Source organism: Burkholderia cepacia GG4, from assembly GCF_000292915.1.
Taxonomy (GTDB): domain Bacteria; phylum Pseudomonadota; class Gammaproteobacteria; order Burkholderiales; family Burkholderiaceae; genus Burkholderia; species Burkholderia cepacia_D.
Map to the genome: position 1 here is coordinate 678,930 of NC_018513.1, position 17,061 is coordinate 695,990.

13 protein-coding genes are annotated in these 17,061 nt (G+C 66.9%); 8 read left to right on the forward strand and 5 right to left on the reverse strand.

The window, feature by feature from the left end:
• Positions 1-3: 3 nt before the first annotated feature.
• The 6 genes from GEM_RS03035 (at position 4) to nagE (ending at position 10,910) form a co-directional block, all read left to right on the forward strand.
• A complete protein-coding gene (locus GEM_RS03035) occupies positions 4-3,219 on the forward strand; it encodes an error-prone DNA polymerase (RefSeq protein ID WP_014895981.1) in 3,216 nt (1,071 codons plus the stop codon).
• A 305-nt stretch (positions 3,220-3,524) separates the two neighbouring features.
• Entirely contained in the window at positions 3,525-4,259 is a 735-nt protein-coding gene (locus GEM_RS03040; RefSeq protein WP_014895982.1) for a GntR family transcriptional regulator, read from the forward strand.
• A gap of 98 nt (positions 4,260-4,357) precedes the next feature.
• Complete coding sequence (gene nagA / locus GEM_RS03045; protein WP_014895983.1) at positions 4,358-5,461, forward strand: N-acetylglucosamine-6-phosphate deacetylase; 1,104 nt, start codon at positions 4,358-4,360, stop codon at positions 5,459-5,461.
• Complete coding sequence (locus tag GEM_RS03050; protein WP_041490442.1) at positions 5,454-6,461, forward strand: SIS domain-containing protein; 1,008 nt, start codon at positions 5,454-5,456, stop codon at positions 6,459-6,461. Before nagA ends, GEM_RS03050 begins: the two co-directional genes overlap by 8 nt.
• 15 nt (positions 6,462-6,476) lie before the next feature.
• Complete coding sequence (gene ptsP, locus GEM_RS03055; protein WP_014895985.1) at positions 6,477-9,059, forward strand: phosphoenolpyruvate--protein phosphotransferase; 2,583 nt, start codon at positions 6,477-6,479, stop codon at positions 9,057-9,059.
• An 87-nt stretch (positions 9,060-9,146) separates the two neighbouring features.
• Entirely contained in the window at positions 9,147-10,910 is a 1,764-nt protein-coding gene (gene nagE, locus GEM_RS03060; protein ID WP_014895986.1) for an N-acetylglucosamine-specific PTS transporter subunit IIBC, read from the forward strand.
• Between the two features lie 244 nt (positions 10,911-11,154).
• On the opposite strand, the gene cydX is transcribed toward nagE, so the two are convergent.
• The 5 genes from cydX to rpoH form a co-directional block, all read right to left on the reverse strand.
• The gene (cydX, locus tag GEM_RS29445; RefSeq protein WP_014895987.1) at positions 11,155-11,277 is read right to left on the reverse strand and encodes a cytochrome bd-I oxidase subunit CydX; all 123 of its coding nucleotides are present in this window, start codon (positions 11,275-11,277) and stop codon (positions 11,155-11,157) included.
• Between the two features lie 54 nt (positions 11,278-11,331).
• On the reverse strand, positions 11,332-12,468 hold the full coding sequence (gene cydB / locus GEM_RS03070) for a cytochrome d ubiquinol oxidase subunit II (protein ID WP_014895988.1): 1,137 nt from the start codon (positions 12,466-12,468) through the stop codon (positions 11,332-11,334).
• Between the two features lie 31 nt (positions 12,469-12,499).
• Positions 12,500-14,080: a cytochrome ubiquinol oxidase subunit I gene (locus GEM_RS03075; RefSeq protein ID WP_014895989.1), complete on the reverse strand. Its 1,581-nt coding sequence runs from the start codon at positions 14,078-14,080 to the stop codon at positions 12,500-12,502.
• A complete protein-coding gene (cydP, locus tag GEM_RS03080; protein WP_014895990.1) occupies positions 14,070-14,348 on the reverse strand; it encodes a cytochrome oxidase putative small subunit CydP in 279 nt (92 codons plus the stop codon). The genes GEM_RS03075 and cydP overlap by 11 nt, the downstream gene beginning before the upstream one ends.
• 333 nt (positions 14,349-14,681) lie before the next feature.
• Positions 14,682-15,617: an RNA polymerase sigma factor RpoH gene (rpoH, locus tag GEM_RS03085; RefSeq protein WP_014895991.1), complete on the reverse strand. Its 936-nt coding sequence runs from the start codon at positions 15,615-15,617 to the stop codon at positions 14,682-14,684.
• 361 nt (positions 15,618-15,978) lie between these two features.
• Between rpoH and GEM_RS03090 the strand changes: the two genes are divergently transcribed.
• Together GEM_RS03090 and GEM_RS03095 are read left to right on the forward strand one after the other, a co-directional pair.
• The gene (locus GEM_RS03090; protein WP_014895992.1) at positions 15,979-16,548 is read left to right on the forward strand and encodes an acyloxyacyl hydrolase; all 570 of its coding nucleotides are present in this window, start codon (positions 15,979-15,981) and stop codon (positions 16,546-16,548) included.
• A 45-nt stretch (positions 16,549-16,593) separates the two neighbouring features.
• On the forward strand, positions 16,594-16,977 hold the full coding sequence (locus GEM_RS03095; protein ID WP_014895993.1) for a nuclear transport factor 2 family protein: 384 nt from the start codon (positions 16,594-16,596) through the stop codon (positions 16,975-16,977).
• Positions 16,978-17,061: the final 84 nt, after the last annotated feature.

Genomic DNA, 17,061 nt, shown 5'->3' on the forward strand with positions numbered 1-17,061 from the left:
GAGATGGTTGCGGAATTCAGTTGGCTGCCCGATTACGCGGAGTTGTTCTGCCGTTCGAACTTTTCGTTTCTGCATGGCGCGTCGCATGCGGAAGAGCTGGTCGAGCGTGCGGTGGAACTCGGCTATCGCGGGATCGCGATCACCGACGAATGCTCGCTCGCAGGCGCACCGCGGATGCATGTCGCGGCGAAGGCGAAAGGGCTGCCGCTCGTCATCGGTTCGTATTTCGACGTCACGCCGGATGAAGTCGCACCGGGCCACGATCCGGGCCCCGGCGCGTTCGGGCTCGTGCTGCTCGCGCAGAACCGCGAGGGTTACGGCAATCTTTCCGAGCTGATTTCGTGGCGGCGGATGGCAGCGCCGAAGGGCACCTACACGTTGACGTCGCGGATGCTGTCGGCACCGCCCGCGGAGTTTGCGCATCTGCGCGGCATGCCCGACTGCTTCGCGATTCTCGTACCCGCGTATCCGGTGCGTGCGGACGTGCTCGATGCGCAGGTCGCATGGTTTCGCACGACCTTCGGCGAGCGTGCGCGGCTCGGGCTCGTGCAGTTGCAGCGCGCGCTCGATGGCGCGCAGCGCGAGGAGATTCGCGCGGCCGGCGAGCGGCGCGGTGTGCGCATCGTCGCGCTCGGCGACGTGACGATGCACCGGCGCTCGTGCAAGGCATTGCAGGACGTGATGACGGCGATCCGGGTCGGCATGCCGGTTGCAGAGTGCGGGTATGCGCTGGCGCCGAATGCGGAGCAGCACCTGCGTTCGCGGCAGCGTATCGGGCAGTTGTACGCGTCGGACGAGATCGCGGAGACGTGCGCGATTCTCGACGCATGCGATTTCGAACTGAGCTCGCTGCGCTACGAGTATCCCGACGAGATCGTGCCGCAGGGGCTGACGCCGACGCGCTATCTGGAACAGGAAACCATCGCCGGGGCGGCCGGGCGTTATCCGCACGGCATTCCGGAAAAGGTCGGGAAGCAGATCAAGTATGAACTCGACCTGATCGCGAGGCTCAGCTACGAACCGTTCTTCCTGACTGTCTACGACATCGTCAAATACGCGCGCAGCCGGAACATCCTGTGCCAGGGCCGCGGCTCGGCCGCGAACTCGGTCGTCTGCTACTGTCTCGGCATCACCGAGGTGAATCCCGAACAGAGCACGATGCTGTTCGAGCGCTTCATCAGCGAGGAGCGTGGCGAGCCGCCGGACATCGACGTTGACTTCGAGCATCAGCGCCGGGAAGAGGTGATCCAGCATATCTACGAAAAATACGGCAAGGATCGCGCCGCCCTCGCAGCGGCCGTATCGACATACCGCCCGCGCGGCGTGCTGCGCGAAACCGGCAAGGCGCTCGGCGTCGATCCGATGCTGGTCGATCGCGTCGCGAAGGGGCATCGCTGGTTCGACGGCAGCCGCGACCTGCTGCAGCAATTCGCGACGACCGGACTCGATCCCGACACGCCGCTGATTCGCGCGTGGGCCGAACTGGCAGGGCGCTTGCTCAACTTTCCGCGTCACCTGTCGCAGCACTCGGGCGGCTTCGTGATCAGCCGCGGCAAGCTCACGCGGCTCGTGCCGGTCGAGAACGCGGCGATGGACGGGCGGCGCGTGATCCAGTGGGACAAGGACGATCTTGAATCGCTCAAGCTGATGAAGGTCGACGTGCTCGCGCTCGGCATGCTGTCGGCGCTGCATCGCGCCTTCGACCTGCGCACCGCGTGGCGCGGGCTGCCGGAGGACGGCCAGCCGTTCACGCTGAAGCACATTCCGCAGGATGACGAAGCAACCTACGACATGATCTGTCGCGCCGATACGGTCGGCGTGTTCCAGATCGAGTCGCGCGCGCAGATGTCGATGCTGCCGCGCCTGAGGCCGCGCAACTACTACGACCTCGTCGTCCAGGTCTCGATCGTGCGGCCCGGGCCGATCCAGGGCGGTGCCGTGCATCCGTATCTGAAGCGGCGCAGGATCGTGGCCGGCGAAGAGGAGGGCGAAGTCACGTATCCGAGCGAGGCGCTCAAGGAAGTGCTCGTTCGCACGCTCGGGGTGCCGATCTTCCAGGAGCAGGTGATGCAGATCGCGATCGTCGCGGCGGGCTTCACGCCCGGCGAGGCCGACGAGCTGCGCCGCGCGATGGCCGCGTGGAAGCGCAAGGGCAATCTCGAGAAGTATCACGACAAGATCGTCGGCGGCATGCTCGAACGCGACTACACGCGCGAGTTCGCCGAGCAGATCTTCGAGCAGATCAAGGGCTTCGGCGAATACGGCTTCCCCGAGAGCCACGCGGCCAGCTTCGCGAAACTGGCCTACGCGAGCAGCTGGCTCAAATGCCACGAGCCCGCGATCTTCGTCGCGGCGCTGCTGAACAGCCAGCCGATGGGTTTCTACCCGCCGTCGCAACTCGTGCAGGACGCCAAGCGTCACGGCGTGCAGGTCCTGCCGATCGACGTGACGCAAAGCAACTGGGAAGCATCCCTCGAAGCACTGCCCGACCAGCCGCCTCCCCACGGCCAGCCTGCGGTGCGACTCGGCCTGTCGCTCGTCCGCGGCCTCGGCGAAGCCGCCGCGCGCCGCATCGAAACCGCACGCACCGCCGGCCCGTTCGACAACGTCGACACCCTCGCACGCCGCGCGCAGCTCGAACGCCGCGACCTCGAAGCGCTCGCCGCCGCGAACGCGCTCGCGACGCTCGCCGGCCATCGCCGCGACGCGCTGTGGCAGGCCGTCGCCGCGGCGCCGGAGCGCGACCTGCTCGCCGCGGCGCCGATCGACGAAGTGGAGCAGCCCGCGCTCGGCGCGCCGTCGGAAGCCGACGACATCCTCGCCGACTATCACACCACCGGCCTCACGCTGAACCGTCACCCGGTCGCGCTGCTGCGGCCCGTGCTGCGCGCACGGCGGCTGTCGTCCGCGGCCGAACTGCGCGACCGTCCCGACGGCAGGCTCGCGCGCGCGTGCGGGCTCGTGACTGCCCGGCAGATGCCGGGCACCGCGAAAGGCGTGATGTTCATGACGCTCGAGGACGAAACAGGCTGCGTGAACCTGATCGTCCGGCCCGAGCTGCTCGCGCGGCAGCGCCGCGAAACGCTCGATTCGCGGCTGCTCGCCGCGTCCGGCGTGTGGCAGGTCGTGAGCGACGTGAGGCACCTCGTCGCGCAGCATTTCGAGGATCTGACGCCGCTGCTCGGCGGCCTGCGCACGTCGAGCCGCGAATTTCACTGACGCAGCCCATCGGCTGCCATCAGATGCATACCAGTCGGCCTAACTGGTTCTATCCGGGGCTCATTTTCGACACCCAAAGCCCGGCAAATCAGGCGCCGGAACTGTCCCCCTGCAACCCACCTCGGGTAAATCCCTATCCCGCATCGCGTTGTAAACAAAGGCTTTCCCGTTGCTAAAACGCTTGCCGGGCAAGGCTTCCGGCGATTTTTGCACCGCTAATACCAGTTCGTTGACTGGTATTATGGTGGTTATATAATGCGTTCACTTTCGACGGTCCGCGATCGTCGTCCGACACCCGGAGGCACATGGAAACCGGCTGGTCCGAACTGGCGCCCGATCCCCTCGACGACACGCCGTTGTATCTGCAGCTCGCCCGCAACCTGGCGAGCGCGATTCACGCCGGCGCATGGCGGGCCGGGGAGGCGTTGCCGTCGGAGCGGCTGCTGTCGGGGGCGGTCGGCGTGTCGCGGATCACGGCCCGCCGGGCGCTCGCGCTGCTGGTCGAGCAGGGGCTGATCAAGCGGACGCGTGGCGCGGGCAGCTTCATCACGCCGCGGGTCGCCGATCCGCTGTCGCGTCTCGTCGGCTTCACCGCGAAGATGCAGCAGCGCGGTTTCATGCCCGATTCGGTGTGGCTGTCGCGCAAGCTGCGCGCCGCGCGCCGCGACGAGATCACGCGTCTCGGCCTCGCGCCGGGCGCGACGGTCGCGCGGCTCGAACGGCTGCGCCGGGCGGACGGCATCGTGATGGCCGTCGAGCATTCGACGCTGCCGGCCGCGGTGGTGCCGGATCCGCAGGCGCTCGGTGCGTCGCTGTACGAATACCTCGACGCGCGCGGGATGACCGTCGTGCGCGCGCTGCAGCACTTTCGCGCGGCGAACGCGACGCACGAGATCGCGAAATGGATGGCGGTGACGCCGGGCTCGGCACTGCTCGTGATCACGCGCATCGGCTACGGCGCCGACCAGCGCGCGATCGAAGTGACCGAAACGTATTGCCGCGACGACTATTACGACTTCGTCGCCGAACTGAAACGCTGACGCGCGAGACTGCCCGCGCGCCACGCGCAACGAAACGCAACGGATTTTGCAAATCACGACGCGGATGCTCGCGTCACCAGATCATCAAGAGAAACGTCATGCTGACTGGCAACATCCTGACCCCCGACGGCTGGATTCACGGTTCGCTCGATAGCGCGAACGGCCGCATCACCACCCTCGACGGCACGCCCGCCGATCCGGCGAAGAACGACGCGCCGTACATCCTGCCCGGCTTCATCGACCTGCACGTGCACGGCGGCGGCGGCGCCGACGTGATGGAAGGCGGCGACGCGATCGAGACGATCGCCCGCACGCACGCGCAGTTCGGCACGACGAGCCTGCTCGCGACGACGATGACCGCGCCGCGCGACGAACTGATGCAGGTCGTCGCGAACCTCGGCACCGTCGCCCGCACCCGCACGGCGGGCGGCGCGCGCGTGCTCGGCGTGCACCTCGAAGGGCCGTACATCAATCCCGGCAAGCTCGGCGCGCAGCCCGACGCGGCCGTGTCGGCCGTGCTCGACGAAGTGCTGAAGTACCTGTCGATCGCGCCGATCCGCGTGGTCACGCTCGCGCCGGAAATCGCCGGCCACATCGAGATCATCGGCGAGATGGCCGCGCGCGGCGTGCGCGTGCAGCTCGGCCACTCGCTCGCGACCTACGACGACGCCGTTGCCGCGCTCAAGCACGGCGCGTGCGGCTTCACGCACCTGTTCAACGCGATGTCGCCGCTGCATCACCGTAACCCGGGCCTGGTGGGCGCGGCGCTTGCTCATGCCGAATACGCGGAAATCATTCCGGATCTGCTGCACGTACACCCGGGCGCGATTCGTGCTGCGCTGCGCGCGATCCCGCGCCTGTACGTCGTGACCGACAGCACATCCGCCACCGGCATGCCCGACGGCGAATACCGGCTCGGCAGCCAGCACGTGACCAAGTGCCTCGGCGGCGTGCGGCTCGCCGACGGCACGCTCGCCGGCAGCACGCTGACGATGGACCAGGCGCTGCGCAACCTCGTATCGCTCGGTTTGCCGATCGCCGACGTGTCGAACCGGATGTCGCGCTACGCGGCCGACTACCTCGGTGTCACTGATCGCGGCCGCCTCGTGCGCGGCGCATGGGCCGACCTCGTCGTGTTCGATCGCGACCTGAACCTCACTGCGACCTACGTCGAAGGAGAATCGATTGTCGAATATGCTTAAGGAAGCGCGCGAGTCCGCCCAGGTCGTCGCCGCGCAACTCGCCGACACCACGCGCGTCGAAGCGCTCGCCGGCCAGCTGCTCGATCACCCGCCGGCCGTCGCGCTGACGGTCGCGCGCGGCAGCTCGGATCACGCCGCCAGCTATTTCGCGAGCCTGACGATGAGCTGCCTCGGCGTGCCCGTCGCGTCGCTGCCGATGTCGGTCGCGACACTGCAGCAGGCACCGCTGAAGGTGCAGGACCAGCTCGCGATCGCATTCTCCCAGTCGGGCAAGAGCCCCGACCTCGTCAACACGATGGCCGCGCTGCGCGAAGCCGGCGCGCGCACCGTTGCCGCCGTGAACGTGCTGCCGTCGCCGCTCGCCGACGCGTGCGAGCACCAGCTGCCGCTGCTGGCCGGCCCCGAACTGTCGGTCGCCGCGACCAAGAGCTATATCGCGATGCTGTCGCTGTCCGCGCAAATCGTCGCGTACTGGCAGCGCGACGCCGCGCTGACGACCGCGTTGCGCGGGCTGCCCGACGCGCTCGCGCAGGCCGGCCGGCTCGACTGGTCGCCAGCCGTCGCCGCGCTCGCCGGCGTCGAGCGGATGATCGTGATCGGTCGCGGCCTCGGCCTCGCGATTGCGCAGGAAGCCGCGCTGAAACTGAAGGAAACCTCAGGCATCCAGGCCGAGGCGTTCTCGAGTGCCGAAGTCCGTCACGGCCCGATGGAGCTGATCGACCGCGACTATCCGCTGCTCGTGTTCGCGCCGCCGGGGCCCGAGCAGGCCGGGCTGCTGCAGCTCGCGCAGGACATGCGCGCACGTGGCGCAGCGGTGCTGCTCGCGGCGCCCGCCGGCACGCCCGGCGCGACCTTGCCGCTCGCGCAGTCCGCCCATTCGGCGCTCGACCCGATCGCCGCCATTCTTTCGTTCTACGTGATGGCGGCGGATCTCGCCGTCGCGCGCGGCCGCAATCCCGACACGCCGCGCCATCTGAACAAAGTCACCGAAACGCACTGATAGCCGAGACAGCCGATGAGACGCGCCGAGGAGTCCCAGTTGAAGAGTTCCACCCATGATCAGATCGTCCTGCTTGCCCCGTTGACCGGGCCGATCGTCGCGCTGGCCGATGTGCCCGATCCGGTGTTCTCCGGCGGGATGTTCGGCGACGGCATCGGCATCGACCCGCTCGCGGGCAAGCTCGTCGCGCCGTGCGCCGGCGTCGTGTCGCATCTCGCGCGCACCGGCCACGCGGTGACGATCACGACGCCGCACGGTGCCGAAGTGTTGCTGCATATCGGCATCGACACCGTCGAGCTGAACGGGCAGGGCTTCACCGCGCACGTCGAAGCCGGCGCGCGTATCGAGGCGGGTGATCTGCTGATCGAGTTCGACCAGGACGCGGTCGCGCGCAGCGCGCATTCGCTGGTGTCGGTGATCGCGATCGCGAACTCCGACGCGTTCGACGTCGTCGAGCGCGCGAGCGGATTCGCGACGGCCGGCGAGACACCGCTCCTGACGCTGCGCGGCAAGGGCGAAGCCGCCGTGCAGGCGGCGCAGGCCGGCGCCGCGGCGATGAACGAAGTGCGCCGCGAGATCGTGCTGACGCAGCCGGGCGGCCTGCATGCACGCCCCGCCGCACGGGCGCGTGAATCCGTGCGCGGCTTCGACGCGACGGTCGACGTGCAGTTCGACGGCCGCAAGGCGTCGATCGCGAGCGTCGTGGGCCTGCTCGGCCTCGGCGCGGGCGAGGGTGCGACGATCGAACTGGTCGGCCGCGGCGCGCACGCGCAGCAAGCCGTCGACGCGGTCGAGCACGAGCTGCTGCGCGAAGCGCACGGCGAAGTCGAGGAGAAGCCGGCGCGGCTGCATTCGCCTGCGCCACAGGCGGCCGTGCACCACACCGGCGCATCCCTCGACCCGAACACGCTCGCAGGCGTGTGCGCGGCGCCCGGCATCGCGGTCGGCACGCTGGTGCGGCTCGACGATGCGGACCTCGTGCCGCCCGAACAGGCGGCCGGCACGCCCGCATCGGAAAGCCGCCACCTCGACCAGGCGCTGAAGGCCGTCGACGCCGAACTCGACGAAACGGTGCGCAACGCGTCGGCGCGCGGCGCGGTCGGCGAGGCGGGCATCTTCGCGGTGCATCGCGTGCTGCTCGAAGATCCGACGCTGGTCGACGCGGCGCGCGACCAGATCAGCCTCGGCAAGAGCGCGGGCTTCGCATGGCGCGCGACGATCCGCGCGCAGATCGACACGCTGTCGAAGCTCGACGACGCGCTGCTCGCCGAGCGCGCGGCCGACCTGCGCGACATCGAGAAGCGCGTGCTGCGCGCGCTCGGCCACACGAGCGGCGCGACGCGCGCGCTGCCCGACGAGGCCGTGCTCGCCGCCGAGGAATTCACGCCGTCGGACCTGTCGTCGCTCGATCGCCAGCGCGTGACCGCGCTCGTGATGGCGCGCGGCGGCGCGACGTCGCACGCGGCGATCATCGCGCGCCAGCTCGGCATTCCGGCGCTCGTTGCGGTCGGCGATGCGCTGTACGCGATTCCGGACGGCACGCAGGTCGTCGTCGATGCGAGCGCGGGCCGTCTCGAACACGCGCCGACCGCGCTTGACGTCGAACGCGCGCGGCACGAACGCCAGCGCCTGGACGGCGTGCGCGAAGCGAACCGGCAGACGGCCGGCGCCGCCGCCGCGACCACCGACGGCCGCGCGATCGAGATCGCCGCGAACATCGCGACGCTCGACGACGCGCACACCGCGGTCGACAACGGCGCGGACGCGATCGGCCTGCTGCGCACCGAGCTGATGTTCATCCATCGCCAGGCCGCGCCGACCGTCGTCGAACACCAGCAAAGCTACCAGTCGATCGTCGACGCGCTGCAGGGGCGCACCGCGATCATCCGCACGCTCGACGTCGGCGCCGACAAGGAGGTCGACTACTTGACGCTGCCGCCCGAACCGAACCCGGCGCTCGGCCTGCGCGGCATCCGCCTCGCGCAGGTGCGCCCGGACCTGCTCGACGATCAGTTGCAGGGCCTGCTCGCGGTGAAGCCGTTCGGCGCCGTGCGCATCCTGCTGCCGATGGTGACCGATGCGGGCGAGCTCGTGCGGCTGCGCAAGCGCATCGACGAATTCGCGCGCGCGCAGGGCCGCACCGAGCCGATCGAGGTCGGCGCGATGATCGAGGTGCCGTCCGCGGCGCTGCTGGCCGACCAGCTCGCGCAGCACGCGGATTTCCTGTCGATCGGCACCAACGACCTGACGCAGTACACGCTGGCGATGGACCGCTGCCAGGCCGACCTGGCCGCGCAGTCCGACGGACTGCATCCGGCCGTGCTGCGCCTGATCGACATCGCGGTGCGCGGCGCGGGAAGACACGGCAAGTGGGTCGGCGTGTGCGGCGCGCTGGGCGGCGATCCGCTCGCGGTGCCGATCCTCGTCGGCCTCGGCGTGACCGAACTGTCGGTCGACCCGGTCTCGGTGCCGGGCATCAAGGCGCGCGTGCGCCGTCTCGATTACCAGCTGTGTCGCCAGCGTGCGCAGGATCTGCTCGCACTCGACTCGGCACAGGCGGTAAGGGCAGCAAGCCGCGAGGTCTGGCCGCTCGACTGAACGTCGACGGCGGGCGCGCGACTCGTTTCACTACGAAAGCAATTAGGTCAACGACGCTTAATGACGAGACATGGATTGGAGGACTGAATGGACGGGAATCCGTTTCTGAAGATACAGGGCCTGGGCCGGGCGCTGATGCTGCCGATCGCGGTGTTGCCGGTTGCCGGCATCCTGCTGCGACTCGGGCAGGCGGATGTATTCAACATCAAGATGATCGCCGACGCCGGCGGGGCCATCTTCGACAACCTGCCGCTGCTGTTCGCGATCGGCGTGGCGGTCGGTTTCGCGAAGGACAATAACGGCGTGGCGGCACTCGCGGGCGCGATCGGCTACCTGATCGAAACCGCGATCATGAAGGACATCGATCCCAAGCTGAACATGGGCGTGCTGTCCGGGATCATTGCGGGCGTGGTCGCGGGCTTGCTGTACAACCGCTACAAGGACATCAAGCTGCCCGACTACCTCGCGTTCTTCGGCGGCAAGCGGTTCGTGCCGATCATCACCGGGCTGGTGTGCGTGATACTCGGTATCGTATTCGGCTACGTGTGGCAGCCGGTCCAGCATGCGATCGACGCGGCCGGCCAGTGGCTGACGACGGCAGGCGCGATCGGTGCGTTCGTGTTCGGTTTCCTGAACCGCCTGCTGCTCGTCACGGGCCTGCACCACATCATCAACTCGCTCGCGTGGTTCGTGTTCGGCAACTTCACGCCGCCGGCCGGCGGCGAGATCGTGCACGGCGACCTGCACCGCTTCTTCGCGGGCGATCCGACTGCGGGCACCTTCATGGCCGGCTTCTTCCCGATCATGATGTTCGGCCTGCCGGCCGCGTGTCTCGCGATGCTGCACGAAGCGCCGAAGGAGCGCCGCGCGATGGTCGGCGGCCTGCTGTTCTCGATGGCGCTCACGTCGTTCCTGACCGGCGTGACCGAGCCGATCGAATTCAGCTTCATGTTCCTCGCGCCGGTGCTGTACGTGATCCACGCGGTGCTCACCGGGCTGTCGCTCGCGATCTGCCAGGTGCTCGGCTTGAAGCTCGGTTTCACGTTCTCGGCCGGCGCGATCGACTACGGGCTGAACTACGGCCTGTCGACGAAGGGCTGGCTCGCGATTCCGCTCGGCATCGCGTACGGCGCCGCGTACTACGGGCTGTTCCGCTTCTTCATCCGCAAGTTCAACATGGCGACGCCGGGCCGCGAACCGGCCTCGGCCGATGCGGCGACCGATTCGTACGCATCGGGTGGCTTCGTCGCGCCGGCTGGCGGTGCCGCTGCGGCCGCTCCGCGCGCGCAGCGCTACATCGCCGCGCTCGGCGGTGCGGGCAACCTGACGGTCGTCGACGCGTGTACGACGCGCCTGCGCCTGACCGTCGTCGATGCGGCGAAGGTGTCGGAGCCGGAGCTGAAGTCGATCGGCGCGCGCGGCGTGCTCAAGCGCGGCGGCAACAGCGTGCAGGTGATCATCGGGCCCGAGGCCGACATCATTGCCGACGAGATGCGTTCGGCCATCGGCAGCGGCGCGACCGGCGCTGCGCAGACGGCCACGGCCGCGGCTGCGCAGCCGGTCGCGGGCGCGGTAGCCGGCCCGCTCGATCCCGATCCGCTGCGCTGGCTCGCGGTGTTCGGCGGGGCGACCAACGTCGCAGCGCTCGACGCGATCGCGACCACGCGACTGCGCGTCGTCGTGCGCGACGCCTCGGCGGTCGATCGCGATCGCCTTGGCGCGCTCGACGTCGCATGGGTGTCGCCGGACACGTTCCACATCGTCTGCGGCAACGTGGCGGCACGTTATGCGGAACAGCTCGGCGCGCGGCTGCCGCCGACGGGCGGCGGTGCGGCCGTACAACCGGCCTGATCCGATGAGGCCGGTCCGATCTGCGTAGCGGATCCGGGCCGCCGGTCGGTAAAGCGAAAACGGCTTGCGTGCGTCGCAAGCCGTTTTCATTTTTGGGGCGGCGATCCGGCTGGGGGGATGCCGTGTCGACACGGCAATCGGTTGCCCCGGACTGCCCGGACGAAAAAAACCTCGCATGTAGCGAGGTTCGTTCCCGACGGCGGGCGGCGGGGCGATCATTCGCCCGCCGCGCATGCGTCAAGTATTAGTCGCGGCGTGCGCGCACCGGCGCTTCCGGCGACTTCTGCCGTGCTTCGAGCCACATCGCGTTGACGATGCCGAACGACAGCGCGACGCCGATACCGAGAATCCAGCTGAAATACCACATGATCCGACTCCTTGCGAAACGGTGGGCGAGGGCGCGTGAGCGCCCCGGCCGGGTTCAATACATCGAGTGCGTGTTCTCTTCGAGCGTCTGGCGCGTGACCTTGCCGCGCATCACGCGATACACCCAGCTCGTGTAGATCAGGATGATCGGCAGGAACACGATCACCGCGAACAGCATCACCTGCAGCGTCTTCTGGCTCGACGTCGAATCCCACACGGTCAGGCTGCTGCGCGGGTCGAGCGACGACGGCATGATGAACGGGAACATCGAGAAGCCCGCGGTCAGGATCACGCCGACGATCATCAGGCCCGTGCAGAAGAACGCCGTCTTTTCCTGCTTCGAGCCGGCCAGCAGCAGCGCGAGCAGGCCGCCCGCGATTCCGACGACGGGCGCCGCGATCATCCACGGATACTCGCTGTAGTTCGCGAGCCACAGGCCCGAGCCGGCGGCGACGTCCTTCAGCAGCGGGTTCGCGACCGTGTTGGTGGGCGCGGCATGCGTGATGTGGAAGCCGCCGATATACGACGCGACCAGCACGCCGGCCAGTACGAACAGCACGACCGCGAGGAATGCCGACACGCGCAGCGCGATCGACGCGCGGCGCGCGATCACGCCGTCGGTCTTCATCTTGATGAACGCGGCGCCGTGCGCGACGAGCATCGTGAGGCTGACGAGCCCGCAGAGCAGCGCGAACGGGTTCAGCAGCGCCCAGAAGCTGCCGTAGTAGGTCACGCGCAGGTCGCTGTCGAACTGGAACGGCACGCCCTGCAGCAGGTTGCCGAACGCGACGCCGAACACCAGCGCCGGCACGAAGCCGCCGACGAACAGGCCCCAGTCCCAACCCGCGCGCCAGCGCGGGTCAGGCCGCTTGCTGCGGTAGTCGAAGCCGACCGGCCGGAAGAACAGCGCGAACAGCACGAGCAGCATCGCGAAGTAGAAGCCGGAGAACGACGCCGCGTAGACGAGCGGCCACGCGGCGAACATCGCGCCGCCGGCCGTGATCAGCCACACCTGGTTGCCTTCCCACGTCGCGCCGACGGTGTTGACGATGATGCGCCGCTCGTCGTCGGTCTTGCCGAGGAACGGCAGCAGCGCGGTCGCGCCCATGTCGAAGCCGTCGGTGACGGCGAAGCCGATCAGCAGTACGCCGACGAGCAGCCACCAGATCAGCTTGAGAGTTGCATAGTCCATAGCGATTCCTTGTTCCGTTGCAGGGGCGTGCTCAAACCGCGGCGCGCTCGCCGGCAGCGGCGAGTTCGTGGTGATAGCGCCCGGTGTGCAGCGACGACGGGCCGAGACGCGCGTACTTGAACATCAGCTTGATCTCGATGACGAACAGCACGGTATAGAACAGGACGAAGCCCGCGAGACTCAGGTACAGGTCGCTCGGCTTCAGGCTGGACGCGGACAGGTGCGTCGGCAGCACGCCGGCGATCGTCCACGGCTGGCGGCCGAGCTCGGCGACGATCCAGCCGAATTCGATCGCGATCCACGGCAGCGGGATGGCCCACACCGCGTAGCGCAGGAACCAGCGCCGGTTGTCCTGCAGCAGTTCGCGGCGCGCGCAGAACCAGAACGCGGCGACGAAGGTCGCGACGAACAGGAAGCCGAGGGCGACCATGATCCGGAACGAGAAGAACACGGGCGCGACCGGCGGAATCGTCTTCTTCGCGGCGGCCTTGATCTGCTCGGGCGTCGCGTCCGTCACGTTCGGCGTGAACTGCTTGAGCATCAGCCCGTAGCCGAGATACTGCTTGTGCTGGTCGAACAGCTCGCGCGTCGCCGCGCTGGTATCGCCCTGCTTGATCTTCTGCAGCGCGCCGTACGCAATCATCCCGCTCTGGATGTGCTCCTCGCTGTGCTTCGCGAGGTCACGCAGGCCGATCACCGGTTCGTCGATTGAGCGCGTCGCGATCAAGCCGAGCGCGTACGGGATCTTGATCGCGTAGTCGGTGCGCTGTTCTGCCTGGTTCGGGATGCCGATCAGCGTGAACGATGCGGGCGCCGACTGCGTTTCCCATTCGGATTCGATCGCGGCGAGCTTCATCTTCTGCACTTCGCCGGTCGTATAGCCCGATTCGTCGCCGAGCACGATCACGCAGAGCGTCGCCGCGAGGCCGAAGCCGGCCGCGACCGCGAACGAGCGCAGCGCGAAGTCGACGTCGCGCTTCTTCAGCAGGTACCACGACGACACGCCGAGCACGAACATCGCCGCCGACACGTAGCCGGCCGACACGGTGTGCACGAACTTCACTTGCGCGACCGGGTTGAACAGCACGTCGAACAGGCTCGTCATCTCCATGCGCATCGTCTGGTAGTTGAACTCGGCGCCGACCGGGTTGTTCATCCAGCCGTTCGCGACGAGGATCCACAGCGCGGACAGGTTCGAGCCCAGCGCGACGAGGAACGTGACCATCAGGTGCTTGACCTTCGACAGGCGGTTCCAGCCGAAGAAGAACAGGCCGACGAAGGTCGATTCGAGGAAGAACGCCATCAGGCCTTCGACCGCGAGCGGCACGCCGAAGATGTCGCCGACGTAGTGCGAGTAATACGACCAGTTCGTGCCGAACTGGAATTCGAGCGTGATGCCGGTCGTCACGCCCATCGCGAAGTTGATCCCGAACAGCTTGCCCCAGAACTGGGTCATGTCCTTGTAGACCTGCTTGCCGGTCATCACGTAAACGGCTTCCATGATGACGAGCAGCCAGGACAGGCCGAGCGTCAGCGGCACGAACAGGAAGTGGTAGAGCGCCGTGATGCCGAACTGCAGACGCGACAGATCGACGACTTCACTACTTATCATGGTGGTCTCCCTCGGTAGATGCAGGCGCCGGCACCGAGAGCAGCTTCTCGGCGACGGCGGCAGGCGGCAGCGACATGTGCTCGGCCTGCGGATGATTGAAGAATGCGTATTTGAGCGACATCAGGAGGATCAGCTTGACGATCAGCACCAGGGTGATGTCGCGGGCGAGGGTCGGGCCGCGTGCCCACGCGGCGATGCGCGCGCGCCAGCCGATCGTGCCGGCCGCCTGCCGGGGAGGCGGCGCAGGCTCTTTATTGATCGAGATCAAGGCGATTATCCTGAATCGATTTACATCGGTTTGGGGGGCGACTTTACGTCGGATTTATGACGGCACTGAAGCTGTTTTTAATCCTTTTAAGCCGACATGCCAATTTTAAATTGCCGGCTTTCCGATGCCGAGTGCTGCACTGCGGCAGACCGTCGCGAACCACGGGTCAAAACTTGAGGTAGATCAAGGATATGCGGAAGGGGCTGAAAACCGGTCGATACCCGATGAATCAGGTCGATTAATAAGGGGAGGGGTGGACCAAACAACAGGCGAAAAAAAACCGCTGCCGGTCGGGCAGCGGTTTTCGATGAGGCGCTCTAAATCGCCAGGGATTTACGCGTATTCGGCGAGGGCGGTGCGCATCTTTTTCATTGCGCTCGCTTCGATCTGGCGGATGCGTTCCGCCGACACGCCGAATTCGGCGGCGAGATCGTGCAGCGTCGAGCCGCCCGAGCCGTCGTCGTCGACGTGCAGCCAGCGCGCCTCGATGATCCGGCGGCTGCGTGCGTCGAGCGCTTCCAGCGCCTGTGCGATGCCGTCCGTCTGCAGCATGTCGCGCTGACGCGCGGCCAGCACGGCGGTCGGCTCGTTGTGCGAATCGGCCAGGTAGGCGATCGGCGCATACGACTCCTCGCCGTCCTCGACCTGCCCTTCGAGCGCGATGTCGCCGCCCGACAGGCGCGTTTCCATCTCGGTCACGTCTTCGCGCTTGACGTTGAGCTCCTGCGCGAGGCCGTCGATTTCCTCGGGCGTCATCGCCTGCATGCTCTTCTTGTGGCTGCGCAGGTTGAAGAACAGCTTGCGCTGCGCCTTCGTCGTCGCGACCTTCACCATCCGCCAGTTGCGCAGGATGTACTCGTGGATCTCGGCCTTGATCCAGTGGATCGCGTACGACACCAGACGCACGTTTTGCGCCGGATCGAAACGCTTCACCGCCTTCATCAGGCCGATGTTGCCTTCCTGGATCAGGTCCCCGTGCGGCAGGCCGTAGCCGAGATAGTTGCGCGCGATCGACACGACGAGCCGCAGGTGCGACAGCACGAGACGGCGTGCCGAGTCGAGGTTGTTGTCGTCGCGGAATTCGGTCGCGTACTGGCGTTCCTCTTCGGCGGTCAGCAGGGGAATCCGGTTGACGGCCTGGATATACGCGTCGATGTTGCCAAGCTGGCCCGGCAACATCGATTGAGTTGCGAGCGCCAGCGAGCCTGCCGATTCGGCCTTGGCCGGCGTCGGGCTCAGGGTGTTCGGAAGGGTCAGAGCGTGGCTCACTAAAAAAACTCCTTTGGAATCAGGGACAAACCCTTGGTCTCGGATGAGATTCCGAGGGCCATCTTAGCACTCCCGCAATCCGAGTGCTAATTCCTTAGAGGGTGCGGGGGCATCGGAGTTCCCGATTTTCTATCGAACTTGTCGAGTCGATAGTCTAATTTGCGACCGGGATGGCGTGATGAAGTTCCGTAAGTTATTGTTTCTGATGGTAATCAGTAGACGATTTCGATTTTTGTAGTTTTGGAAGCAAACAATTTCGTTTCGTGATGCCGATCCGAAAAGTCCTTTACCATACCATTCAGTTCGCTCGGGCCAGGCCGCTGCGGCAGGCTCCATTCAACCCACAAAGTTGGAGTGTCAGATGAACAATAAGAAGAATCGCCGGCCTCGTAGCCGGTTTGCGCTGCACGCGATGCTGGCGGCGTCGCTGCTGGGCGGATCGGGTGTCGCGTTCGCGGATCGGTGGGGGATCCAGGCGGGCGGCGGGTTTTCCGATCGGCACGGGATCGACAAGGGCGATCTCGGCGTGGTGTGGGATCCGGGCTGGAACTGGTGGGAAATCGGCGGCTGGCACTTTGCGTTCGTGGTGGAAGGGCACGCAGGCTACTGGCACACGAGCGGCAACGTTCACAGCAGCATCGGCGAATTCGGGGTGACGCCGATGTTCCGCTTCATCAAGAGCGCGGGGCAGATTCGCCCGTTCATCGAGGCCGGCGGCGGCGTCCGGGTTCTGACGCATCCGACGATCTCGGACAATTTCTCGCTGTCGACCGCATTCCAGTTCGCGCCTACTGCGGGCGTGGGCGTGCAGTTCGGCCAACGGCAACAGTATCAGGTCGGCTACCGTTTTGAACATGTGTCTAACGCGGGTATCAAAGAGCCGAATCCTGGTATAAATTTCCACCAGTTCTACGTGCAGTACAACTTCTGATCCGCACGCCCGCGCACGGCGGGCGCGTTGCCGAGGAGTCAGGCGATGGCGAAGGTGATCGATGCGATCCGCGCGCTCGAGCGCGATCGGTTCCGGGCGATGGTGGACGGGGACGGCGAGGCGCTCGACGCGCAATTGTCGGACAAGGTGTTCTTCGTGCACACCAACGGCAAACGCGAATCCAAGCAGCAGTTCATCGACGCCATCGTCGCCGGTCGCCGGCGCTATCGCCAGATCGAGATCCAGTCGCAGGATCTGCTGCCGGTCGGCGACGCAACCTGTGTCGTCACCGGGCGCGCGTTGATCGAGATGGAAACGAACAACGGCGGGCTGGTCTTCCCGATCGCCTATACCGCGGTCCATACCCATGAGCAGGGCCGCTGGCGCCTGCTGGCATGGCAGGCGACGCGGTGCGCAACCGAGACATGAGCGCGCGTGGCGCTCCTTTTCATGTCCCGACCGAAGCGGCCTTCTGGGCCGCTTTTTGTTGGCCCGTGCGGCGCGGATCGCGCG